Origin of the sequence: Actinoplanes sp. NPDC024001 (assembly GCF_040638955.1) — a bacterium.
GTDB lineage: Bacteria > Actinomycetota > Actinomycetes > Mycobacteriales > Micromonosporaceae > Actinoplanes.
Genome location: NZ_JBEZZB010000018.1, coordinates 1 through 23144 on the forward strand (window position 1 = coordinate 1; position 23144 = coordinate 23144).

21 protein-coding genes are annotated in these 23144 nt (G+C 70.3%); 7 read left to right on the top strand and 14 right to left on the bottom strand.

What is annotated here, in order from left to right; all coding sequences use genetic code 11:
* Positions 1–137 precede the first annotated feature (137 nt).
* Positions 138–425, top strand: coding sequence for a hypothetical protein (locus AB0F81_RS09615; RefSeq protein ID WP_360193703.1), 288 nt, complete (start codon positions 138–140; stop codon positions 423–425).
* On the opposite strand, the gene AB0F81_RS09620 is transcribed toward AB0F81_RS09615, so the two are convergent.
* Positions 426–1241 (bottom strand): SAM-dependent methyltransferase, encoded by an 816-nt coding sequence (locus AB0F81_RS09620; protein WP_360193706.1) that lies wholly within the window; start codon positions 1239–1241, stop codon positions 426–428.
* Positions 1242–1367: 126 nt separating this feature from the next.
* On the opposite strand from AB0F81_RS09620, the gene AB0F81_RS09625 reads away from it, so the two are divergent.
* Positions 1368–2603 (top strand): YncE family protein, encoded by a 1236-nt coding sequence (locus AB0F81_RS09625; protein WP_360193709.1) that lies wholly within the window; start codon positions 1368–1370, stop codon positions 2601–2603.
* Positions 2604–2673: 70 nt separating this feature from the next.
* On the top strand, positions 2674–3786 hold the full coding sequence (locus AB0F81_RS09630; protein WP_360193712.1) for an aminopeptidase P family protein: 1113 nt from the start codon (positions 2674–2676) through the stop codon (positions 3784–3786).
* Between the two features lie 7 nt (positions 3787–3793).
* Here AB0F81_RS09630 and AB0F81_RS09635 read toward each other — a convergent pair whose 3' ends face one another.
* The 7 genes from AB0F81_RS09635 to AB0F81_RS09665 form a co-directional block, all read right to left on the bottom strand.
* Positions 3794–4048: a hypothetical protein gene (locus AB0F81_RS09635; RefSeq protein ID WP_360193715.1), complete on the bottom strand. Its 255-nt coding sequence runs from the start codon at positions 4046–4048 to the stop codon at positions 3794–3796.
* Between the two features lie 41 nt (positions 4049–4089).
* Entirely contained in the window at positions 4090–4995 is a 906-nt protein-coding gene (locus AB0F81_RS09640; protein WP_360193718.1) for a pentapeptide repeat-containing protein, read from the bottom strand.
* Positions 4996–5060: 65 nt separating this feature from the next.
* Complete coding sequence (locus tag AB0F81_RS09645) at positions 5061–6887, bottom strand: peroxidase family protein (protein ID WP_360193721.1); 1827 nt, start codon at positions 6885–6887, stop codon at positions 5061–5063.
* 15 nt (positions 6888–6902) lie between these two features.
* The gene (locus tag AB0F81_RS09650; protein WP_360193724.1) at positions 6903–8804 is read right to left on the bottom strand and encodes a GMC family oxidoreductase; all 1902 of its coding nucleotides are present in this window, start codon (positions 8802–8804) and stop codon (positions 6903–6905) included.
* Positions 8801–9178: a hypothetical protein gene (locus tag AB0F81_RS09655; RefSeq protein WP_360193727.1), complete on the bottom strand. Its 378-nt coding sequence runs from the start codon at positions 9176–9178 to the stop codon at positions 8801–8803. The genes AB0F81_RS09650 and AB0F81_RS09655 overlap by 4 nt, the downstream gene beginning before the upstream one ends.
* Positions 9175–12093, bottom strand: a complete 2919-nt coding sequence (locus tag AB0F81_RS09660; RefSeq protein ID WP_360193730.1) for a patatin-like protein — start codon at positions 12091–12093, stop codon at positions 9175–9177. Before AB0F81_RS09660 ends, AB0F81_RS09655 begins: the two co-directional genes overlap by 4 nt.
* Before the next feature lie 198 nt (positions 12094–12291).
* Positions 12292–13353, bottom strand: coding sequence for a class I SAM-dependent methyltransferase (locus AB0F81_RS09665; protein ID WP_360193732.1), 1062 nt, complete (start codon positions 13351–13353; stop codon positions 12292–12294).
* Positions 13354–13429: 76 nt separating this feature from the next.
* On the opposite strand from AB0F81_RS09665, the gene AB0F81_RS09670 reads away from it, so the two are divergent.
* Positions 13430–14350 (top strand): LysR family transcriptional regulator, encoded by a 921-nt coding sequence (locus tag AB0F81_RS09670; RefSeq protein ID WP_360193735.1) that lies wholly within the window; start codon positions 13430–13432, stop codon positions 14348–14350.
* Here AB0F81_RS09670 and AB0F81_RS09675 read toward each other — a convergent pair.
* Positions 14322–15242: an LLM class flavin-dependent oxidoreductase gene (locus AB0F81_RS09675; protein WP_360193737.1), complete on the bottom strand. Its 921-nt coding sequence runs from the start codon at positions 15240–15242 to the stop codon at positions 14322–14324. The two genes, AB0F81_RS09670 and AB0F81_RS09675, sit on opposite strands and share 29 nt — an antisense overlap.
* Positions 15243–15381: 139 nt before the next feature.
* Between AB0F81_RS09675 and AB0F81_RS09680 the strand changes: the two genes are divergently transcribed.
* Positions 15382–16200: an Ltp family lipoprotein gene (locus tag AB0F81_RS09680; RefSeq protein ID WP_360193740.1), complete on the top strand. Its 819-nt coding sequence runs from the start codon at positions 15382–15384 to the stop codon at positions 16198–16200.
* On the opposite strand, the gene AB0F81_RS09685 is transcribed toward AB0F81_RS09680, so the two are convergent.
* The 3 genes from AB0F81_RS09685 to AB0F81_RS09695 all read right to left on the bottom strand — a co-directional run bounded on the left by AB0F81_RS09685 (position 16181) and on the right by AB0F81_RS09695 (position 17377).
* Entirely contained in the window at positions 16181–16579 is a 399-nt protein-coding gene (locus AB0F81_RS09685) for a nuclear transport factor 2 family protein (RefSeq protein WP_360193743.1), read from the bottom strand. The two genes, AB0F81_RS09680 and AB0F81_RS09685, sit on opposite strands and share 20 nt — an antisense overlap.
* A gap of 35 nt (positions 16580–16614) precedes the next feature.
* Positions 16615–16917, bottom strand: coding sequence for a hypothetical protein (locus tag AB0F81_RS09690; RefSeq protein WP_360193747.1), 303 nt, complete (start codon positions 16915–16917; stop codon positions 16615–16617).
* A gap of 67 nt (positions 16918–16984) precedes the next feature.
* Positions 16985–17377, bottom strand: coding sequence for a hypothetical protein (locus AB0F81_RS09695; RefSeq protein ID WP_360193751.1), 393 nt, complete (start codon positions 17375–17377; stop codon positions 16985–16987).
* A 205-nt stretch (positions 17378–17582) separates the two neighbouring features.
* On the opposite strand from AB0F81_RS09695, the gene AB0F81_RS09700 reads away from it, so the two are divergent.
* Positions 17583–17822 (top strand): hypothetical protein, encoded by a 240-nt coding sequence (locus tag AB0F81_RS09700; protein WP_360193754.1) that lies wholly within the window; start codon positions 17583–17585, stop codon positions 17820–17822.
* 43 nt (positions 17823–17865) lie between these two features.
* On the opposite strand, the gene AB0F81_RS09705 is transcribed toward AB0F81_RS09700, so the two are convergent.
* Positions 17866–21096 carry a GH92 family glycosyl hydrolase gene (locus AB0F81_RS09705; RefSeq protein WP_360193757.1) on the bottom strand — a complete coding sequence of 1077 codons (3231 nt, stop codon included), beginning with the start codon at positions 21094–21096 and terminating at the stop codon, positions 17866–17868.
* A 138-nt stretch (positions 21097–21234) separates the two neighbouring features.
* Here AB0F81_RS09705 and AB0F81_RS09710 point away from each other — a divergent pair, with 138 nt between their 5' ends.
* The gene (locus tag AB0F81_RS09710; protein ID WP_360193760.1) at positions 21235–21801 is read left to right on the top strand and encodes a hypothetical protein; all 567 of its coding nucleotides are present in this window, start codon (positions 21235–21237) and stop codon (positions 21799–21801) included.
* On the opposite strand, the gene AB0F81_RS09715 is transcribed toward AB0F81_RS09710, so the two are convergent.
* Positions 21798–23099 (bottom strand): aspartate aminotransferase family protein, encoded by a 1302-nt coding sequence (locus AB0F81_RS09715; RefSeq protein WP_360193763.1) that lies wholly within the window; start codon positions 23097–23099, stop codon positions 21798–21800. The two genes, AB0F81_RS09710 and AB0F81_RS09715, sit on opposite strands and share 4 nt — an antisense overlap.
* Positions 23100–23144: the final 45 nt, after the last annotated feature.

The following is a 23144-nucleotide window of genomic DNA, read 5'->3' on the forward strand; positions in this document are numbered from 1 at the left end:
GGGAATCCTGACCAAGCCCACCAGTACAGCGTCGACAGTGGTGCCGCGGACGGTGAGGAGCTGCGGGCTGGACACCTACCTGCCAGCACGAAGGTGAGATCTGGCGCTACGAGATCTCCCCGGACAGCCCGCACCCGGTGCGGGCGGCCACCAGCCTGGTCGCCCTCTTCCACCAGTGGACGCTGGCGATCACCGAGGGGGTCGTCGTGCACGATGAGGGCGGGTGGCTGCGGATCGAGGAGGACGAGCTGCCCTGGGTCAACGGCCTGGACCTGGTGGCCTTCCCGGTCGACCTGGAGGAGCACGTGCTGCGGCAGCGGCAGACCGAGTGCGGGGTGGACCTGGCCGCCGTCGACGAGGGCTTCGACCGGCGCGAGAAGCTGATCCACGCGGTGGCCGCGGTGAAGGCCGCTCTCAAGAAGTAACTACGGTTTCCGGCCCACCCCGCAGTAGACGTTCAGCGGCTCCGGGGTGGTGCCGGGCTCCGGGCGCCACAGGGGTGTCGGGACGACGCCCGGCTCGACGAGGTCCAGGCCGGCGAAGTATCCGCGGATCTGCTCGGGTGTGCGCAGATGGTAGTCGGCGCCTCCGCTCCTGGCCGTCTGCACCGCCTCGACGGTCTGGGTGGCGATCACGCTGTCGTTGACGACCAGGTAGCTGCCGGACGGGACGGCGTCGAGGAACTGCTCCACGATCGCGGGCGGGCCCGGCTGATCGTCGTCGGCGACGTTGCCGAGGATGCCGAGCATCATCAGGCCGATCGGCTCGGCGAGGTCGAGCGTCTTCGCGGCGGCCCGCAGGATCTTGGCGGGGTTGCGGACGTCGGCGTCCACGTAGTCGGTGACACCGTGCTCGCTGCCGCGCAGCAGCGCCCGGGCGTGGACCAGCACCAGTGGGTCGTTGTCCACGTAGACGATCTTGGACTCCGGGGCCACCCGCTGGGCCACCTCGTGGGTGTTGTCCGCGGTGGGCAGGCCGGTGCCGAGGTCCAGGAACTGGCGGATGCCGACCTCGCCGGCCAGGAACCGCACCACCCGGCCGAGGAACGCCCGGGACGCGACAGCCACGGCGACGACGTCGGGATAGACCTGTTTGACCTGGTCACCGACGGCCCGGTCGGCGGCGAAGTTGTCCTTGCCGCCCAGCCAGTAGTTCCACATCCGCGCGCTGTGCGGGACGTCCGCCCGCAGGTTCGCCGCCGAGGACTCGTCGGCCATCGCCTTGCCGCCTTCCGTCGTCACGGTGGCAGTCAGCATAGTGCGGTTTCAGATGGCTGAGTAATACGACATCTATCAATGTGAGCCCTCCTCTTGTTTCATGAGCGTTACTGCTCAGTAGCACAGTCGAGGATCGATGGGGGTCACGTGATGGGTTCGTTCGTACCTCTGAAACGCCTGGCTGCGGCCGCCCTCGGCGGCCTGCTGGTGCTCGGCGCCGCCGCTGTGCCGGCGGCCGCCGCGCCTGCGCTGCGCCAGGTGATGTTCGTCGGCAACAACTGGGACGGCACCGTCGACGTCATCGAGCCGAGCGGTGGCTACGCCCGCCTCGGCCGTTTCTCGGTGGTCCCGGACCGGGCGCAGCGGCTCGCCGAGATCTACCTCAACCCGATCAAGCTGGCCTTCTACCTCGGCATCCAGCAGGGGCCGGGGGAGGGGCACGACCAGCTCGTCGACGACATGTACACCACGCCCGCCGGGGACGCCCTGGTGGTCTCCCGCCCCAGCTTCGCCGACGTGGTCGCGATCGACCTGGCCACCGGGGCGGTGCGCTGGCGGTTCCCGGTCAGCGGCTTCCGCTCCGACCACATGGCGGTCTCGCCGGACGGCCGTACCGTCGCGGTCTCCGCCTCCACCGGCAACGTGGTGCACGTCCTCGACATCGTCACCGGCCGGCAGCTCGGCTCGTTCGCCACCGGCGACAAGCCGCACGAGAACATCTTCGCCGCCGGTGGCCGGCACCTGTGGAACATGTCGATCGGCGAGGTCAACACCGACCTCGACGCACCCTGGCTGGACTTCACCAAGGGCGACCGGAAGATCACGATCGCCGACACCAGCACGTACCGGGTGGTCAGGACCATCGACATGCGGTCCCGGCTGGACGCCTTCGGCCGCCGCGATCTGTCCGACGCGATCCGCCCGGCCGTGCTCACCCCGGACGAGTCGAAGCTCTACTTCCAGGTCTCCTTCTTCGCCGGGCTGGTCGAGTACGACGTGACCACCGACCGGGTCACCCGGGTGAAGGAGCTGCCGCAGAACCCGGCCACCGACCCGGACCGCACCTCCTGGGTGAACGACTCGCGCCACCACGGGCTGTCGATCAGCCGGGACGGGGCGAAACTCTGCGTCGCCGGCACCATGGACGACTACGCCACGGTGGTCGACCGGGCCACGCTCAACCCCGGGCCGCTGGTCACCGCGATCAAGCCCTACTGGGCGACGGTGAGCGCGGACGGCCGTGACTGCGTGGTCTCCGAGGCCGGCGCGGACCGGGTCACCGCGATCAGCTTCGCCACCGGCCGGGCCGTCGCCACCGTCGCGGTCGGTGACCATCCGCAGCGCGTACGCATCGGGCAGATCCCGGTGGGCTGGACCGCTCCCTGACCGCCGGCGCCGGCTGTGCTCATCCGGGAGGGATGAGGACAGCCGGCGCGTGCGGCGCGATCGTCAGAGCATGCGGACCCAGACGACCGAGGGCTACACGCACCGGATGGAGCGGGCCGTCGCGCAGGCGGTCGACGCCGGCCTCACCGGCCTGCTCGTGACGCCCGGACCGGACCTGGTCTACTTCACCGGTCACCACCCGACCGCGATCACCGAGCGGATCACCCTGCTCGCGCTGCAGGCCGGGCGGGAACCCGCGATGATCGTGCCGATCCTGGAGCGGCCGGACGCCGAACCCGCCCCGGGCGTGGCCGCCCTGTCCCTCGCCGACTGGGCGGACGGCACCGACCCCTACACCGCGACCGCGAAACTGCTCGACCCGGCCGGCCGCTACGCGATCTCCGACTCGGCGTGGGCGCTGCACGTGCTGGCCCTGCAGGAAGCCCTGCCGGGCACCCGGTACGTCTCGATGACCAGCACGCTTCCCATGCTGCGGGCGGTCAAGGACGCCGACGAGGTGGAACGGCTCGCCGCGGCGGGCGCGGCCGCCGACGCGGCCTTCGAGGACATCCTCGGGGTACGGTTCGCCGGCCGCCGGGAACGTGACATCGGCGCCGACCTCGCCCGGCTGCTGCGCGAGCACGGGCACTCCCAGGTCGACTTCACCGTCGTCGGGTCCGGGCCGAACGGCGCCAACCCGCATCACGAGATGGGCGACCGGGTCGTCGAGGACGGCGACATGGTGATCCTCGACTTCGGCGGGATCAAGGACGGGTACGGCTCCGACACCACCCGCCCCGTGCACGTGGGGGAGCCGACCGAGGAGGAGCGCCGGGTCCACGAGATCGTCCGGGCCGCGCAGCAGGCGGCCTTCGAGGCGGTGCGGCCGGGGATCACCTGCCAGGACGTCGACCGGGTGGCCCGGCGGGTCATCACCGAAGCCGGTTACGGCGACTACTTCATCCACCGCACCGGCCACGGCATCGGGCTGACCACGCACGAGCCGCCGTACCTGGTGGAGGGCGAGACGAGGCCGCTGGTGCCCGGCATGTGCTTCTCCATCGAACCCGGCGTCTACCTGCCGGGGCGCTTCGGGGTGCGGATCGAGGACATCGTCACGGTGACCGAGGACGGCGGCCGGCGCCTCAACAACACCAGCCGCGACCTGCACATCGTCTCCTGAGGAGCGGTCAGCGATCCAGCCACCGGTCGTCGGGGTGTCCCTGGGAGCATTTCGGGAACTTGAGTTTGTGGCCGCGTTTGAGCGGCCGTTTCGCCTCCCCGCAACTCGGCTTCCAGCTTGCGGTCCAGGGCACGAGATCGCCCGTGCGATACACCCTTTCCGCGGTGTCTGATGATCCGACGAAGTCGCTGCTGTCGGACCTTTTTACGATGTCGGACTCGGGAATCTTGTCGAAACGTTCTTCGGGCTCGATCGATTGCATTGTTCTTCCTATCTGCTACGAGCATCATGGATCCAACAGTGTTATGGGCATTCTGTGACACTCGGCGGTGGCGGTTTGTCGAGCGCCTTGGAGCGATCAATTCCGGGAGGCAGATTCATGGCGTCGCCGAGATAGGTCGCCAGGGTCGCCCCGGCCACTTCGCTGTCCGTGAAGTCGGCGCCGGTCAGTTTGGTTCGGACGAGATCCGCCCCTCTGAGGTCCACCTCCGCCAGGTCCGCTTGGGTGAAGTCCGCCCCACTGAGATCCGCGTTGGGCATGATGGAAGCGGACAACGTGGCGGTGCCGCCGAACTTGGCGTTCAGTGCGACAGCGCCGGTGAAATCCGCGTCCCGGAAATCATTACCGCGCAGTTCCGCGTGCTGCAACGAAGCGCCCGCCAGGCGCGCTCCGATGAAATCGGACCGGTCGATGACAGCGTTGTCCAGAAGCATGCAGGTCAGGTCGGCATTCAGGAATTCGGTCTTGCGCAGGCACACCCCGCGCAGATCTACCCGATCGTCGCGAAGTTCTCTGGTGATCGTGTGGAACAGCACGTGCAATGCCGCTCCGACATCCATGGGCGGTGCGCCCATGGCGTAGCAGCGCCGGCGATCAGTGGGATCGACGCCGATGGACGCCCTGACGTAATCGGCGAGCAGATCGATGATGGCGGGACGGTCGTAGGTCGAGTCCTTGGCCAGTCGGGCGAGAGCGTGGACGGCGCCCGTCCTGGTGACCGGATTCGGGCTGCCGAGTTGTTCGACGGCGGCGCTGTACCGGGTCGTGATCTGCCCGTCCATCGTGGTCTTGGCGGTGACCCCGGAGATGACCAGCGCGCAGGCCGCCGTCAACGCCGACACCACGGATGAGATGTGGGCCCAGCTGATGCCGCGGTCGGCACGGTGCGGCCCACGGTCACGGGCTTTCGGCCGTATCCGCATGCTCATCGCCTGCCCCCGGGACGCCCGCAGTTTCCGCCGGACCACGTCCCGTTGCGGCAAGCTGCCACGGCTCACCCCGTCGCCGGTCCGGTGACGTGCCAGGGCTGGAAGGCGTTGCCGACCTTGAACATTGCCGGGCGCAGGCGCGGGTAGTGCCGGAGCAGAACGGTGGCCATCGTGTTGTCCGTGATCCAGTCCAGTCCCTCCGGCGTGTACACCTCCGGTTTGTAGTACTCCGTGAAGAAGCGGTCGCTGTTCAGACGCCGCGACGCCATCAGGATGAAGATGCGGAACGCCGTGTCGCTGAAGGCGAATCCGGCCGGCAGCGGCTCGGCGAACATGCCGACAGTGACGTCGACCTGCTCGATGTCGCCGTGGTAGGCCGCTTTGATCTCCTCGGCCCAGGCCGGGTTGTCGGTGAGTTCCTCGAACGTCGCGGCCGGCGGCAGACGCAGCAGCCTGCGGAACTCGTTGTACCGGGGGACGCCGAGCTCCCGTGCGCGGAGCAGGTCGGTGGCGGCCAGATCCTGGAGCTTCCCGTCCGGCCTCTCGAACTCCTGGAGGAACTTGGGGAAATTGTGCAGGGTGACGAGGCCGGGCGGCAGAGTGCCGAAGCTGTAGAACAGGTCGGTGGTGTCGAACTCGTTCATCACGGCGGAGCCGGCCGGACCGGCGAGGTCGCGCAGCGTCGTCTGCCGCAGCGTCCGGTCGTCCGCGATGGCGCGCAGATGCCAGTCGTCGCGGACCAGTGGGTGCATGCGGTAGACCGTGACGAACTCCTCGGTCAATGCGAACGGAACCCCGAAGTGATCCGTGCTTCCGCCCGGGATACCGCTGACCACCTCGCTCGCCGAGACACGTCCGAACAGCTTGTGCACCCGTTCGCCGGCGATACCGAACCAGTTCGCCCGCAACGCCGCGACCGTGGTCGGGTGGCTGATCACGGCGGGGGTCCACTCCACCGTGTGGATCTTCGCGATCAGAGCGGCGTTGATCAGGCGGGCCCGCTGGAACAGCTCCTCATCCGTCCAGTGCGGATAGCGGCCGCGCAGCATGTCACAGATGGCGTTGTGCTCGGCGACGAACAGCCGGTGCATGAGCGCGACGCCGAGCCAGAAACCGGGAACGGTGTCGGCCCCGGCCTGTGGTTCCGGGTGCAGCTTGCCGTCCAGCCCGCTGCGCAGCGCCTTCTGCTCGGTCGCGTTGCATCCGTACAGCTGGGAGGCGTCCCACCAGTGCGAGTTCACGTTGATGCTGGTGGGCGGCATGGACGCGGCTGAGTCGGCCGGGCGGGTGTGGTCCGGCGGCGTCCGCATGATGGTCATCGGGCGCTGTGGCCAGGTGTCCGACTCCGCCAGCGGAATCACCCACGGGTCCTCCTCGGGGCTGACACCATGACTGAACCAGTCCCGGATCATGAACTGCAGCCACGCCGCGACCAGCGAGTTCACCGTCGTCGCCGGGACGAATTCGGTACGGGTGAGCAGGGCCTGGCTGATCTCCCGCGGGTTGGGGGTCAGCACGCCGGCGTCCTCCGGCCGGACAGTGCCGGCGAGTGGGATGTTGCGGCCGAACCGGGTGCCGGCCATGCCCATCCGGGGATTCGCGAGGTCGTTGTACGAGCCGTCCGCGGTCCGGCTGGTCCGGTGGTGCTCGGCCGGTGGCTCGATCGGTGGCGCATTCACCGTCGGCAGGCTCGTGGTGTCGTGCAGGTTCCGCTGCCTGAGCCGATGTCGCAGGCCGAGCAGGGTGGCCAACCCGACCGCGCTCGGCAACCGGTCCCAGCCGAATCGATGGTCGAAGTACTCGGCGGCCGCCATGTACAGCTCGGCCAGCCGGCGGCTCCCGGCGGTCCGGGACAGCTCACGCCGCCTGTTGTGTGGCTCCATCTCGGCCATCGGAAGGCTCCTCGGTCACTGGTGCGGATGTCGTGGATCGGCCGCGGGCCGGGCCGCGTCGGCCAGGATCACGTCGGCGGCCTTTTCGCTGATCATGTAGGTCGGCAGGACGATGAAGCTGCCGGGAATGCGGGGGAACACCGAAGCGTCCACCACCCGCAGGCGCGCGATGCCGTGCACCCGGAAGTGGCTGTCGACCACCGCGGCCGGGTCGGACGCGGGCCCGATCTTGCAGGTGCCGCAGGCGTGGTGGCCCCACGCCTCCGCCTGAACGAACCGCCGTAGTTCGTCGCGGCCACGCACTGCCGGGCCCGGCCACAGCTCGTCGCTGATGACGGCGTCCGCGGCCGCGTTGAGGGTTCGAACGAACTCGATGCCGTCGACCACCGCCTCGAGATCCGAGCCGGAGGCGTCGTTGCCGTCGGTGAAGTAGTGGAAGTTGACGACCGGTTGCTCTCGGGGGTCCGCACTGCGCAACAGCACCCGGCCGGCGGTGTTACGGGTGTGCGATTTGAGGATCGCCCAGGTGAAGCGGTCGCGGCTGCGCTGGAGCGAGGCCGAGTAGCCGGGGGCATAGCCGCGAAAATCGGCGAGCAGCCCGAAGATGAACAGATCGGGCGACGCGAGGGCCGGGTCGGACTTGCGGGTGATCCCGACGACTGCGCCGTTGGAGGTGTAGAGCCCCGCCCCGCGCTGCCACTCCCGGTACGCCGGGTCAGGTTCGGCGCCGGGAGCGGGCGGGAGAAAGGTCGCTTCCTCGATCAGCGCGAAGTTCTCGTTCGCACGCGAGACGACCCCCACCTCGTACCGGTCCTGGAGGTTCTCTCCCACACCGGGCCGGTCGCACACCACCTCGATGCCGTGTGCCCGCAGCTCGGCCCCCGGGCCGATGCCGGACAGCTTCAGCAGCTGCGGGGTCTGGAACGCCCCCGCTGACAGGACCACCTCACGGCGGGCGAGGACCTGCCGGACGACCGGCTCCGCGCCGGTGGCCGGCACGCCCGGAAAGCCGGGCACCTCGGCGTACTCGACGCCGGTCGCGGTCGTGCCGTCCAGCAGCACGCGGGTGACGAGCGCCTGGGTCCGCACGGCGAGCCGCCCGGACGATCGCCGTCGTGCCTCGGCCAGGCGTTCCCGGCTGCCGCTGCGCCGGCCGTCCGCCGTCGACATGGGAATGAGCCACAGACCCTGTAGCCGGCGGCGCTGGACCCGCCAGTCGTTCGGGTCGACCAGCGAGCCGAGCCCTTCCCAGACGTGCAGGGGGCGGCCCAGCCAGCCGGACAACGTCCGCGCCGCCGCCGCGAACAGCACGGCGGCCAGCTGCCGATCCCGTGCGATGAGCTGCGGATCAGCCAGGTGTGTCTCGAGCCAGCCGTCGAAGCCGTGCCGGCCACGGTTGACGAAGCGGTCCGAAAGGAACGGCAGCTTTGCCAGGAACTCGGCGAGCCAGCGGCACCGTGGCAGCATCTTCGGCCGTGGCCGGTAGCGACACCGTTCGATGCGCTCGAAGTAGCGGCGCATCGCCGCGGCGGACCAGCTCCGATCACCGGTGGTGCGGGCGATGTCCGCCCAGTCGGCGTCGTTCGGATACATCGTGATGAGCGCATGATGCGCGGTGCATCCCCCCACCGTGGACGCCCGGGGATAGAGGATGCCGCGGCCGGCCACGAACTTGCTGTCCCGCTGCGCCTGCTCCGGGTCGGTGTAGTGGGTGACGAAGTGGTCCCACGCGTACGCGGGATCCTCGCTGGCGTTGGCGTGGAAGGCGGGCACCCGGTAGTTGTCGTTCTCCGCCGCACTGCCCGCCTCGAGCACCAGCACCGTCATCCCGGCCTCAGCGAGCCGTGCCGCGAGCGGGCCCCCTCCGGCGCCGGAGCCGACCACGACGTAGTCGAAGACGTCAGGTTCCGCGCTCACTTGCGCTCCAGTGCGACGAGTGCGAGCACGGTGTTCGTCGCGGAGATGAGCACGAGCATCACCACCGTGCGGCGCGGCAGCAGACCGCGGGCACCGAGAAGGACGCTCGTCACGGTGTCGCTGGCATGGATGAGGACGCCCTCCCGGACGATCTCACGCTGCCTCGCACCGTGGCTGGTCAGCAACTCGGCACCGAGCAGAACGGTACGCACGCCGAAGAGACGGAAGGCGTACACGGCTGCCGGGTTGGGGCTGCTTCCCGGGTCGATCCGTCCGATCAGGCGCTCGGGCGTCACCCAGCCGAGCACCCCGTTGATCAGGCGGATGCCGCCGAGAGCGTAACGGGCGTACTGGGCCGTGCGGCGTGAACTCATGACGATGCCTTCTTCCCGGTCTGTTCCCGCTCCGGGCGCACCCGGCCCAGATATGACCCGAGCAGCACCAGCGCCACGACCACCCCGGACTTGAACAGGAGGTCGGGATGGAGCGCTTCTCGGTGGTTCCAAGCCACCGCGCTGAGCGCGACGAGAACCATGAGCGCCGGCAGCACCAGCCGCCGGCCGATCGGCCGGCCGCGCGGAGTGAGCAGCGCCCCGGTGGCCAGGCCGGTCAGCACCAGAAGAGCACCGAGCAGCACGACGAACATCGGTACGTTCGGCGCGAACAGCGAGATCCCGATCGCCGCCGAACCGAGCGTGACAGCGAGTGCCACCGTCCTGGGCCCGAACCGGCCCCGGGACGTGGCCAGGCTGACCGACGTCCAGAGGATCAGCGCATAGCCGCGCAACGCGCGCAGGATCGCCCGAACGGTACGGGTCCGGGGAACCGCTGCCAGCAGGTTCGCCGCGACCACCCCGATCTGGCTGGTGAGTTTGACCAGCTCGTCGGTGCCCACCTCATCGGCGAGCCGCTGGCGGCCGATCATCTCGGCGGCGGACAACAGCCGGACCGTCGTGGCCGGGGCGGGGACCGAATCCGTGCTCATGCTGCTCTCGTAGTCGCGCAACCACGCGGCGGCCGGTTCGTCACGGCGCAGGGCATCCGCCAGCCATGCCAACTCGTCGCCCACGAACTCCAGCTGAACCCGCAGCGCCACCTGGTCCGCGCAGCGCGGCAGCCCGGCCGGAGGCTTCTGCCCGCTGTCGAGATATGCCAGTTCGGCGCGAAGTGCGGGCTCACCGTCAGCCCACCGCGCGCTCAGGAAGTCGTACTCCGGACTGCCCGGCTCACCGGTCACCACCGCCTTCAGCGCGGACATCGCCGTTTCAGTGGTGTGGCCGAGCTGCCTGAGCCGCGCCGGTGACAGGAGGATCTGGCAGACCCGGGTGGTGCCGTCGATCCGGCCGCGCAACCAGTCGTTGACGCGCCACGACCGCCGGTAGAAGGCGCCGAAGTGATAGGCCTGCACCGCGGTGAGCAGGCTGCTGTCCAGACTGCTGACCTGGACCAGTTCCACCTCCTGCTCCGGCTGATCCAGCGTGCCCGCCAGGGCGAGGTGCACGATGTCCAGCATCAGTGCCCGGCGCAGGACGGCGGGTGCCCCGGCGTCCTGCGTGTCGGCGAGTGCCGGGCCCCGGAGCAGGTAGTCGACCAGGGCCGTCAACTCGGCGTCCGCGGGCGCCGAGATCGCCAGCAGGTCCGGGCCGGCCACGGCCAGTACCTCGGCGATGTCGCGGGCCTGCCGGTACTGCACGTCACGCCGAGCCTCGTCGGTCCATCTGGCCAGCAGCCCGACGATCCACCGATCGAGCGCCTCGGTGCCCCGGTCGCGGGTCGGCCAGCTCTTGCCGACGTCACGCCAGTAGGCGTTCAGCTCGCGCCGGTTCGCCCAGATCCGCTCGAGCACGTCGTAAAGTGCGGTGCGATGCCCGGCGATCGCCGCGCGTAATGCCGGGTCCGACACCGGGACCGTGGCCATGGCCCGTTTCAGCACGTCGAGGGCGATCGCCCCGAGCCGTTCGACAGTGGTCTGGCCCCACGTCCAATCGCCGTCGACGCGGGTGAGCGCGCGCGCCGGATCCGGGTCCGCCGGAACGAAGCTGAGTGTGTCGGCCGGCAGGCGCCGGATCGCATCGGTCAGCTCCTGGGCGCTCCACCGGGTGCTGTCACCGGTGCCGCCGCCGATGATCAGATCTGCGATCAGCCCCGCGGCGATGCGGCGCCTCTCCTGCTGGTATCCCTCCCACACCGCGGGGTCGCAGGCTAGGTTCGCCGCCTGCCGGGTCATCGCGGCGACCAGGCGAGCACGCGTGGCCCGTTGGTTCCGGACCGCGTCGTTGGTGCGGCGGATCTCGGCGAGCTCTCGGGCCACCGATTGGGTCGCCTGCAGGCGGGTGAGCACGTTCATGACGACCTCATGGGCCGGCGGCACCGGCGACCGGCCGCCGCCCGCGGGATCGTCCCTCTGCCCCGGCAGCGGGGCCACGTACGCCAGCACCCGGCGGACCTCTCGCTGCGCGGACTTGCGATAGATCGCGTCCAGGGCCGGCCGGATCGGCTTGTTCAGCAGGATGCCGCCGTCGACGACGTACTGGCTCTGCTCGAACGTGGCCGGCCCGGCGTCGGTGTCCCACCAGCGGGCGTCGCGATCGTCCACGATGCGGTGATCCCGTACGCCGATGAAGTGCGGCTCGAAAGCGCCGGGGAACGAGGAGGTGCACCGCGAGGCAGCGGCCAGTTTCGCCATCGTCTCGCGATGGCGAAGGTCGCCGGCCGGACAGGCCCCGTCGTTACCGAAGTGGAAAAGCGCGTCGTGGTCTATTTCGTCGATATTCGCGCCCATGTCGTCGGCGAATCTCGTACGCCGGCCGGCGTACAGCGTGCCGGTGAGGAAAAGATCTACACTGCTTTTCTCCGGAGGCACATTCTCGCGGTCGGCCTGGGCGCCTTTCCAAAGGTCGTCAAAGGCCGACTCCAGTGCCGGCAGAAAGTATTTGTCGCCCCGCAACAACGACGCCGGCTCGGCTTCCAGCGGATCCCGGAGCAACTGGGCCAGGCCGCCCTTGTCCGCCCAGAGCCGGCCCAGCCCGTCGAGTGAGCCGCCGACCCCGACGCCGACCGCGAGGAAGCCGCCGTTGATGCCGCCAGCGCTGGTACCAGCGATGACGTCGACTGTCGCGGTGGCGTGGAGGAGGTCCAGCAGGGCCCGGTAGCCGCGTCCTCGGGTGGCGCCGTCCCGGCTCGCGGCGACCATCCGGTTCAGCTCCGCGGTGACGCCGCTCATCCAGACGGCCAGGCTCACGCCCCCGTTGAGGACCACAGCGAACCTGATGTCCTGCCGATCATCCATTACCGACTCGATCCTGGAGTTGACACAGTCGAGATGGCATGAATAGATGCCTTCGGCTCCCGGCTCACGGTCGGATCATCGACCGGTCACTGGAGCCTATCGGCGGCGGCTAGCCCTCGTCGTGATATCGCGTCAACCGGCACCTTCGGCGGACCGGTCAATCCTTCTTTCATACAAGATGATCCGTCATTTCCCGGCTTACAGGCGCACCTCGTACACGTTGTTGAACGGGGTTTGCGCCGCCAGGCGGAACCGGGTGAAGCCGGCGTCCGTGGCGACCTGGCGGATGCGTGCCGGGCCGGCCTGGGTGCCGAGGGCGGCACCGGGCTCCTGGGAGAGCGAGGCCGGGGTGCAGAGCAGCGCCGAGAATCCGTAGTAGGCGCGGCCCACCGGGTTCAGGTTGTCCTCGACGTGGTCGCCGGCCGCCGGCTCGACGATCATCCAGGTGCCGTCGGGGGCGATGATGTCGCGCACGTGCCGGGCGGCGCCGTCCGGGTCGCCCATGTCGTGCAGGCAGTCGAACATCGTCACCAGGTCGTAGCCGGTGCCGGTGACGCCGGTCGCCGAGCGGACCTCGAACCGCACGCGATCCTGCACGTCCGCCGCGGCTGCCCGCTCGCGGGCGGTCGCGATCGACTCCGGGTGGTAGTCGGAGCCGGTGAACGACGACCGCGGATAGGCCTGGGCCATCAGGATGGTGGACGCGCCGTGACCGCAGCCCACGTCGGCGACGGTCGCGCCCCGCCGCAGCCGGCCGGCCACGCCGTCGAGCGCGGGCAGCCACGAGCTCACCAGGTTGGCCGCGTAGCCGGGCCGGAAGAACCGCTCGCAGCCGAGGTGGACGTCGTCGTTGTGCTCGTGCCAGCCCAGTCCCGCGCCGCGCCGGGCGACCTCGATGATCCGGTACGCGTCACGCACCGTCCCGTGGGCGATCTGGAAGAACCCGGGCAGGAACGCCGGGCTGCTCTCGTCGGTGAGGGCCACCGCGTGCTCGGCGGGCAGCGTGTACCGCCGGGTGGCCGGGTCGTACTCGACGTATCCGCCGGCGGCCTGGGCGTTCAGCCACTCGCGGGCGTACGGCTCCCCGGTCTCGGTCCGTTTCGCCAGCTCGGCCGGGGTGCTCGGGCCGTGCGCGGCCAGGTCCCGGTAGTAGCCGAGCCGGTCGCCCATCACCACGAGAGCGCAGTTCAGGGTCGCGCCCACCTCGTCGACGGCGCGGAACACGAAGCTCATCAGTCTGTCGGTATCGATCTGTGTCATGGGCCGACGCTAGGCTGGGTCAGTATTAGCATCAATGCTGATCACTGGAGGCCGATCAGTGGAACTAATAGGCCACGTGCGAGCGATCCGGGTGCTGTGCGAGCTCGCCGCCCGGGGATCGTTCTCGGCCGCCGCGGAGGCGCTCGGTCTCACCCAGTCCGCGGTCAGCCAGCACATCGCCGGGCTGGAACGGCAGACCGGGCTGCCCCTGGTCGAGCGGGGCACCCGCCCGCTGGCGCTGACCGACGCCGGCCACGCCCTGGTCCGGCACGGCCGGGCGATCAGCGCCCGCCTCGACAGCGCCGAACAGGACCTGGCCGAGATCGCCGGCCGGCGCGGCCGCCGCCTGCGGTTCGGCAGCTTCCCGACGGCGCTGACCACCTTCGTGCCGGCGGCCCTCGCCCGGTTGCGCAGCCGGCAGCCCGGCACCGCGCTGACCGTGGTCGACGACCACCTGCAGGGGCTGCTGCCCCGGCTGAACGACGGTGAGCTGGACCTCGCGGTGATCTACGACCATGAGGTGCTGGCCGGTTCCGCGCGGTTCGGCGGTGGCCGGGTGCACCTGTTCGACGACACCTTTCAGGCGGTGCTGCCGCGTGGTCACCGGGTGGCGGCCGGCCGTCGTACGGTCGAGTTGACCGACCTGGCGGAGGAGGCCTGGGTGGGTGGCCGGCCGGGCAGCGCCTGGTTCAGCATCGTCCGGCATGCCTGCCGGGCGGTCGGTTTCGACCCGCGGGTGTCGCTCACCTCCGACGACTACCGTGCCGTGCAGGCGTTCGTCGCCGCCGGCCTCGGGGTGGCCGTGATCCCCGGCCTGGCCGTCGCCCGCGCGCCGGCCGGCGTCGAGGTCCGGCAGCTGCGCGTGGCCGCGCCGGTGCGGCGCATCGCGGTGGCCTACCCGGACAGCGCCTACCAGCCGCCGGTCGTCCACGAGATGATCACGATCCTGGAATCGGTGACCCGGCGGCTCAGAGGCGCGGCGCGACATCCCGCATGAAGCGCTCCAGCTGCTCCCGCGGATCCGCCAGCGGCCAGAGGAAGACCTGATCGATTCCGGCCTCGGCGTAAGCGCGCAGCGTGGCCGCACAGTCCTCCGCCGGTCCGATCAGAACCCGCTGCCGCAGCTGATCCGGATCACGGTTCAGCATTCCGCCCAGCGCGGCCAGGTGCGCCTCCCGCGCCGCCTCACTCTCGGTCACGAAGGTCCACATCGTCGCCAGCGCACACCCGAAGCCGTCCCGCGCCCTCCCGGCCCGCTCCAGCGCCACGCCGAGCCGCACCCGCGCCGCCGCCACCTGCTTGGGCGACGCGTTGTAGGCCGACGCGAGCCAGCCGTCACCCAGCCGAGCGACGCGCCGCAGGCCCGCCGCCGAACCCCAACTGCCGATCCAGATCGGTGGTCCCTCCGGCCGCGCCGGTGCCGGCCGCAACACCCCGGCCGCGCCATAGAACCTTCCCTCGTACGCGGGTGAGCTGCCGCTCAGGTACGTCCGGAGCGCCCGGATCGCGTCGTCCAGGCGCGGCCACCGCTCGTCGAAGCCGACACCGGCGAGGGCGTAGTCGCGCTGCGACGACCCGGGCCCGACACCGAGCGTGAGCCGCCCGCCGGAGAGGATGTCCAGCGCGGCGGCGGCCTTCGCCAGCGCTGCCGGCCCGCGCACCACCGGCAGGGAGACCGTGGTGACCAGCCGCATGTCCCCGCTGCGCTCGACGACGCTGGCGAGAGCGACGATCCCGTCCAGCCAGGGCCGCTGAAAGTCGAGGTGGTCGTTGACCCCGACCGAGCCGAACCCCAGCTCCCGGGCGACGTCGACATAGGAGCCGAGCTCTCCGGGCCGCCACCCCCGTCCGTCGAGATCGATCAGTGGCAGGTGCACCCCGAACCGCATCCTCTCAGCCTCGACCACTCACCGGCCCGCTGTCCAAGGACCGCCGGGCTGACGCACTCCAGCCGTGTCGCGCCGGCCGGCTGGTCGAGCAGCGCATTCGGGGTCGGTCGTGGAGCCGCCGACCCGGTACGTCCGGCGGATGGATCCGCCGCCGATCGCATTTAGCCTGGTGGCGGCCGGGTTCGAAGGGGTGAGCCTGGAACAATCCGTACGCGAGGAGAAGACCTTGATGCCGACGCCCGAGCACATGCTCGCTCCCGCTCCGAAGAAGACGATGGGCCGGGGCAGGAAGGCCGGCCTGGTCGGTGGCGGCATCTTCCTTGGCCTGATCATCATCGGCGCCGCTGCCGGCGGAGGCGACGAGGTGCCCGCCGCAGCACCCGTAGCGGCAGCCACCACCACCGCCACCACGGCGGCGGCCGTGCCGGAAGCCACGACCGAGCCTGTTGTCGAAGCCACCGCCGAGCCCGCCGTCGAGGAGACGACCGAGGCCGTCGCGGAACCGACCACCGAGCCCACCGAAGAGCTGACCGTCGCGCAGGAGAACGCCGTCGAAAAGGCAGCCGACTACCTGTCGTTCTCCGCGTTCTCCCGGTCCGGGCTGATCAAGCAGCTGAAGTTCGAGGGTTTCTCCACCAAGGACGCCACGTTCGGTGTGGACGCGCAGAAGGCCGACTGGAGCGAGCAGGCCACCAAGAAGGCAGCGGACTACCTCGACACCAGCGCGTTCTCCCGGTCCGGGCTGATCAAGCAGCTGAAGTTCGAGGGCTTCTCCACCAAGCACGCCACCACCGGTGTGGACGCGCAGAAGGCCGACTGGAACGAGCAGGCCGCCCAGAAGGCAGCCGACTACCTGGACACCAGTTCGTTCTCCCGGTCGGGGCTGATCCAGCAGCTGAAGTTCGAGGGTTTCACCACCAAGCAGGCCACCTACGGCGTCAAGAAGGCCGGGCTGTAGCCTCGCGCTGGATCTGGTCGAACTGGGCGGCCATCGCCTCGGCCAGGGCCTGGGCGGCGGACATCGGGCGCACCATGACGGTGAGCTCGTCGATCAGGCCGTTCTCGTCCAGGTGCAGGAAGTCGCAGCCTTCGACCGCGACGTCGCCGATGCGGGCCTCGAAGACCAGCGCGTGGTCGCGGTCGCTGTCGCCGGTCAGCTCGCGGACGTAGCGGAAGTCCTCGAAGACGCGCAGCACGCCGCGCAGGATCGCCGCGGTGATCGGCTTGCCCGGGTACGGCTTGAAGGCGACCGGGCTGCGGAACACCACGGTGTCGGCGAGGGTCGTGGCGATGGCGTCGGGGTCGCGTGCCTCCACCGCGGCGCGAAAGTCGATCACGGCGTCAGCCTACGGCAGCCTGACGGCCCGAGGGGTCACGAACTGGCGGCGCTGTCGGTGGCCGGTACGTGGCCGCGGGTGCGGATCGTCTGCTGGACTTCCTCCGATGGCGTCTCGCCGCGCCGGTACGCCGCCGCTGCCTCCCGCTCGGCCGCCGCGAGCCGGCGCAGGTCCTCCGCCCGCTCCGCGGCTCGCGGGTTGTGATCGGTCATCTGCTCGTGCACGTCGGCACTGAGCTCGACGGTTCGCGCGACCTCGTCGGCGGACTTGGCCAGGCGCTCGTACTGGGCGGTCGCCCGGTCGATCGCAGTGCTGGGCCGCTTCGGTTCTTCCTTCATGCTCGCGGCATTCCCCACCGTCCTTGCGCTCATGCGCCGTGGGAGGTGCTTCTTTTCGGAGCCGGGGTCAGTGATCGTCCTGCTCGCGTTCGCTGCGGGCGATCTCGCGGTCGACCTCCGCCTGCTCCCGCTCGGCGCGGCGGCGGCTGGCGGTCAACGTGGCCCTGCTCCGGTGCAGCAGGTCCCTCGAACGGTTGATGGCGTCACGTCCGCGTTCGAACGCTTCCAGGCCCGCGGCGACGGCGTCGTCGGCGCCGATGTGGGTGCGGCGGCCCTCCGCGTTGATCCGGGCCTCCCGCGCGTCAAGGCGGTCCTCTCGCTCATTTGAGGTCACCTCGCGCTCGTCGGCGGTGCGGTCGCGTTCGTCGGCGGTGCGGTCCCGTTTGGTGGCGCTCGCATCGTGATTGCCGGGCGCAGGCAGGACCCGGGCTGGCTTCACCGAATCTCCCATGTCCTCCACGTTAGGCAAGTCGGCGCGACTCGGCACGGCTCCGGGGTGAGCGGGCCATCGGGTGAAGGGGTGAAATCCGTGGCCTCATTGTGCAAACCGGTGCGACATCAGTGCAGATGCACGTGCATACGCCAGTGCCGATGCGCGTTCGGGTGCATGCTGGCGGGGTGCAAGGGGACGTTCGTCCCGAATCAGGTGAACAGCGGGGCCCAGGATGGACGCACGAGAGAGTGCACGACAGCGGGTGTGGACCTTCGACGAGCCGGACTATCTGTTCGGCACCGGCCCACTTCGGATGATCGTTGAGCGGGTCGACTGGTCCCAGCCCCGGATGCGCGACGGGGAGACGTGGTTCGACGTTCAGGGAGTCGAGGTGACCGCCGACGGCCGGGTCGTCGGGCCCCGCCGCACCACCGTGAAGGCCAGCCGGTTGCGGGGCCCCGGGCGCCGTTGACCGCCGGTGGCCGCCGCGGGAGCGCGGCGGCCACCGGCCGGATTCAGCCGAGGAGCTGCCACTCCGCCAACTGGGTCATCGGCGCGCCGTGGTTGGCGGTGATCTGCAGGCGGTAGTGCTGGTAGGCGCCCGGGTTCCCCGGGATGACGAAGGCCCGGGTCTGCCGCCGGTGGGCGAAGTCGACGTTGCTGCGGCTGTCCAGCGTCACCCAGGTGGTGCCGTCGGCCGAGGCCTGCAGCGTCCAGGCCCGTGGATCCCGCTCGGGGGCGTCGTTGCCCGAGGTGAGCGTGTACTGCTTGACGGCGGCCGCGCCGGCCAGCCGGTTGGTCACCGTCGCGGTGCCGGCCGGGGCCAGCCACTTGGTCAGCGAGGTGTCGTCGACCAGCGCCGCCCTGGTCTCGGTCGGCGGGTTCTCGCCGGTGACGGTCAGCGTGCCGCCGGTGGCCCGGTCGGTCAGCTGCGCCGGGCGGCCGGCGCCGGTGGTCAGCGACGGCGGCAGGTCGGCGGCGGCGCTGCCCCACGATGACGGGTTCGGGCCCATCACGAACTCCAGGGTGCCGCCCGCCAGCAGGTCGGCATGGGTGAGGTAGTTCTTCGAGTACGCGACGCCGTTGAGCCGAGCACTCTGCACGTAACGGTTGGTGTCGCTCACGCCGGGCGCGGAGACGGTGAAGGTGCGGCCGTTCTCCAGTGCCACGGTCGCCCTCGGGTGCAGCGGGGCGCCGATCGTGTAGTCGGTACTGCCCATCCGCGCCGGGTAGAAGCCGAGCGCGCCGAAGACGTACCAGGCGGACATCTGGCCGTTGTCCTCGTCGCCGAGGTAGCCACTGCCCGGGCCGGGACCGTACTGGGTGGTCAGCACATGGCGTACCCGATCCTGGGTCTTGGCCGGGGTGCCGGCGTAGTTGTACATCCAGAGCATGTGGTGGATCGGCTCGTTGGAGTGCGCGTACTGGCCCATGTTGGCGTCGTAGGCCTCGCGCATCTCGTGGATGACCCCGCCGTAGCAGCCGGGCAGGTAGTCACGGGACGCCGCGAACACCGAGTCGATCTTCGCGGAGAGCTGGGCGCGGCCGCCGTACAGGTTGGCCATGCCCTGCGGGTCGTGCGGCGCCGGGGTGGCGTAGTGCCAGGGCGCGCCCTCGGTGAACTCGCAGCCCCACAGGTGCGGTCGGAAGTCGGCGTCGCTGGTACGCCAGCTTCCGTTGCTCTGCCTGCCGCGGAAGAAGCCGACCGAGGGGGAGTAGAGGTTGGCGTAGTCCAGCGACCGGTTGCGGAAGTACGCCGCGTCCTCGCTGTGGCCCAGCGCCGCCGCCATCTGCGCGATGCCGAAGTCGTTGGTGGCGTCCTCCAGGGTCCAGGCCGCCGACTCGCCGGCGACGTCGGTGGGCACGTAGCCCTTGAACAGCGACACCTGGTTGCCGATCCGGCCGTCGCGGGTGGCGGGCGCCCAGACGGTCGCGTTCTTCACCATGGAGGCGTAGGCCGCCTGGTGGTCGAAGTTGCGGATGCCTTTCAGGTACGCGTCGGCGAACGCGAGATCCTGGTTGCTGCCGACCATCAGCCCGACGCTGTGCGGTCCGGACCAGTGTGGCGTCCAGCCGCTCTGTTTGTAGGCGTTCACGAACCCGTCGAGCATCTCCCCGGTCCTGGTCGGGGTGAGCAGGGTGTACAGCGGCCAGGCGGCCCGCGAGGTGTCCCAGAAACCGTTGTTGACGTACATCTGGCCGTCGTGGACCTGGTTGTCGTACGGGCTGTGGTGGCGCCGGACCCCGTTCACGATCTCCGAGCGGTTGTTCGGGTACATGAACGCCCGGTACAGGTTCGAGTAGAAAGTGATCAGCCGGTTGGCGCTGGCGCCGTCGATCCGGACGCTGCCGAGACGGGCGTCCCAGAGGGCGGCGGCCTCCTCCCGTACGGTATCGAGGTCTTTGTCGCCGACCTCCTGCGCGAGGTTGCTGCGAGCCTGGGCCACGCTGATGAAGCTGGTGGCGATGCGGAGCGTGACCTGCTCGTTCGCGCCGGTGGCGAAACGCACCCAGCTGGTCGCGCCCTGCCCGCTGATCGTGCCGGAGGCCGCGATCGCCCTGTCGACCGTGGCGTGCACGAACATCCGCTGACCGCGGTGGGTGATCTCGCCGGAGATGGCGCGGGCCGCGGTGTCGACGGTCAGCGATCCGCTGCCGCTGTCGACGGTGTCGAGAAGGATCACCGCTTCGCTCGTGGCGGGGAACGCGAAGCGCATCACTGCGGCATGGTCGGTGGGCGCGATCTCCGCGGTGATTCCGTACGTGTCCAGCCGCGTCCGGTAGTAGTGCGCCTTGGCCACCTCGTTGGCATGGCTGAAGGTGGACTGGCGCGCCTCCGGGGTGGACTTGACCGCACCGGTCATCGGCATCACCTGCAACTGGGCGTAATCGGCGATCCACGGGCTCGGCTCGTGGCTGATCCCGAAGCCCTGCACGGTGGTGTCGTCCCACTCGTAGAGCCAGTTGTCGCTGTTGCCGTTGGTGATCGGAGTCCAGAAGTTGAAGCCGTGCGGCACGGTCGCACCCGGGAAGGTGTTGCCGAGCGAGTAGCCGCTGTTGGAGTCGGAGCCGCGCCGGGTCTCCACGTAGTCGCTGAGCCGCAGCGCGGGAGCGTCCTGCCGGATCTCGATGTCGTCGAAGTAGCCGCGGAACGTGCCGGTGTTGGCCGGCTGGTCGTAACCGATCAGGATCCGGTCGATGGTCTTGCCGGCGGTGTATGCGCCGATCGCCGAGGTGACCTGGTTCCAGGTGTTGAAGTTCAGCACCGAGCCGTTGCCCTGGAAGGTCGGGTGCAGCCGGACGCCGTGCTGATCCACCGCACCCGAGTCGCGCAGGTAGGTGCCGTCGGTGAAGGCCAGGTCGACGGCGACGTCCAGGTGCCCGCCGGACTGCGGGTACACCCAGTAGGAGAGCGAGCTGGTCGCGGTGACCGGCAGGTTCACGTCGAAGACGCGCTGGTAGGAGTAGGACTGGGTGGTGCTCTGATCATTGCCGGAGTACATCAGGGCGGCCGAGCCGGACAGCGCGGTCTCGGTGCGCACGCCGCTCTCCATCCCGGTCAGCCCGCAGCAGTAACCGCCGACGCCGGCGCTCGCCTCGGCGGTGTTCGTCCAGGCCGGTTGCGGTTGCCCGGACTCGAAGCCGGTGCTGAAGTCGCCGGGCGCGGCGGTTGCCGGGTTCGCCGGCAGGGCGACGATCAGGCCGGTGAGCAGGGTGGTGACGCCGATCAGGGCACGGATTCTCATGGGCCGCTCCAGCGCATTCAAGGATATCGATGACGTCGTTATCGGTACGCTGGCAGCGCGATCACGGGCGAGTCAACGATTCCCGGTTCCGGAACCTTTTTGCTTGTCTGCGGCGGGGCCCCTGCCGATGTTCGGGCCATGACCGAACTGGCGGAGCGTTTCCCGCTGACGATCGGCCCGGACGGGCGGGTGCTGCTCGCCCTGGCGTTGCGGCGCCATCCCCGGGCGAGCGCCGACCGATTCGCGCGGGCGCAGCGCTACTGGGCGTGCGCTCCCGGCGGCACGAAGCCACGGTGGCTCGCGCTCGCCAACGAGCATGCCGACGACGTGCGGGCGGCGGCGGACGCCCACGAGGCCGCCGCGGCGTACGTCCCGGGCGTCGCCTGTTCCGCGTGCCGGGACAGCCACTGGAAACCGGTGAACCGGGCAGCGGTCACCCGGTACGTGGCCACCGGTGTCACCGCCGGATGCCTGAGTTGTCACGACCCGTCCAGCGAAGCCCCGCCCGCCGCGGCGCCCGCGCTCGACGATCTCGTTCCGGTGCAGCCGCTGGAGGCGCGATTCCTGCCCTCGGTGACGGTGCGGGTGGACGGGGCGGCCGCCGCCCTGCTGTGGAGCGCCACCGGCGGGGACGCCGAGGGGATGTCGTCACTGGTGTCCGATCTGGTAACCCGGAACTTCGGGATCCGCCGGCCCGGCGGCTAGCGGGAGACGTCGCCGAGCGCCCGGTCCAGGATCTCCAGGCCGAGGTCGAGCTCGGCGTGCGTCGAGGTCAGCGCCGGCGCGATGCGGAACACGCCGCCCATCCCGGGCAGCTGGACCACGTTCATGTGCAGGCCCAGCTCCAGGCAGCGCCGGGTGACCGCCGCGCCCAGCTCGTCGGCCGGCCGCCGGGTCTCCCGGTCGGTCACCAGCTCCAGCCCGACCAGGAGGCCGCGGCCGCGCACGTCGCCGATCACCGGGTGCCGCTCGGCGAGCTCGCGCAGGCCCTTGCTCAGGTACGCGCCGAGCTCCGCGGCCCGCGCGTCGAGCTTCTCGGCGTGCAGGACGTCGAGGACGGTGTTGCCGACCGCGGCGACCAGCGGGTCGGAGACGTGCGTGGTGAAGAACAGGAAACCCCGCTCGTGGGCGGTCTGCTCGATCTCGGGGCTGGTCACCACCGCCGCCAGCGGCAGGCCCGCGCCGAGCGTCTTGGACAGGGTGAGGATGTCCGGCACGACCCCGTCGCGCTGGAAGGCGTACCAGTCGCCGGTGCGGCACAGGCCGGTCTGCGCCTCGTCGAGGATCAGCAGCCCGCCGCGCTCGTGACACCTGTCGCGCAGCGCGGCCAGGTAGCCCGGCGGCAGGTCGATGACGCCGCCGGAGCTGAGGATCGGCTCCACGATGCAGGCCGCCAGGCTGCCGACCGACTGGGCGTCGAACAGCTCGAACGCGAACTCCAGCTGGCGGCGCCAGTCGAGTTCGCCGTCAGCGGTGGTGAAGTCCGGCCGGTACGCGTTCGGCGTGGGGATCGCGAAGTTGCCGGGCGCGGCGGGCCCGTACCCCTTGCGCCCGGAGCTGTAGGTGGCGCTCGCCGCCGCCTGGGTCATGCCGTGCCAGGACCGGCCGAACGAGATGATCTCGTGCCGGCCGGTGACCAGCTTCGCCATCCGGATCGCCGCCTCGTTCGACTCGGCGCCGGTGGTCAGCAGCAGCACCTTGCTCAGCGGCTCGGGCAGCGACTCGGCGAGCCGGCGGGCCAGATCGACCACCGGCCGGCTGAGCATGCCGCTGAACAGGTGGTCGAGCGTGGCGGCCTGCCGCTGCACGGTGGCGGTGACGGCCGGGTGCGAGTGGCCGAGGATCGCGCTCATCTGCCCGGACGTGAAGTCGAGCAGCCGGCGGCCGCCGGCGGTGTAGACGAAGCTGCCCTCGGCGCGTTCGATGATCTCGGGGACGAAGCTGCCGCCGCCGATGTAGCGGACCAGGTGACGTTCGGCGTCGGACCAGAAGGCGTCAGTCATGCCGTTGACGCTAGAAAGCGTGCGAGCGTCACGTCCATCTCGCGT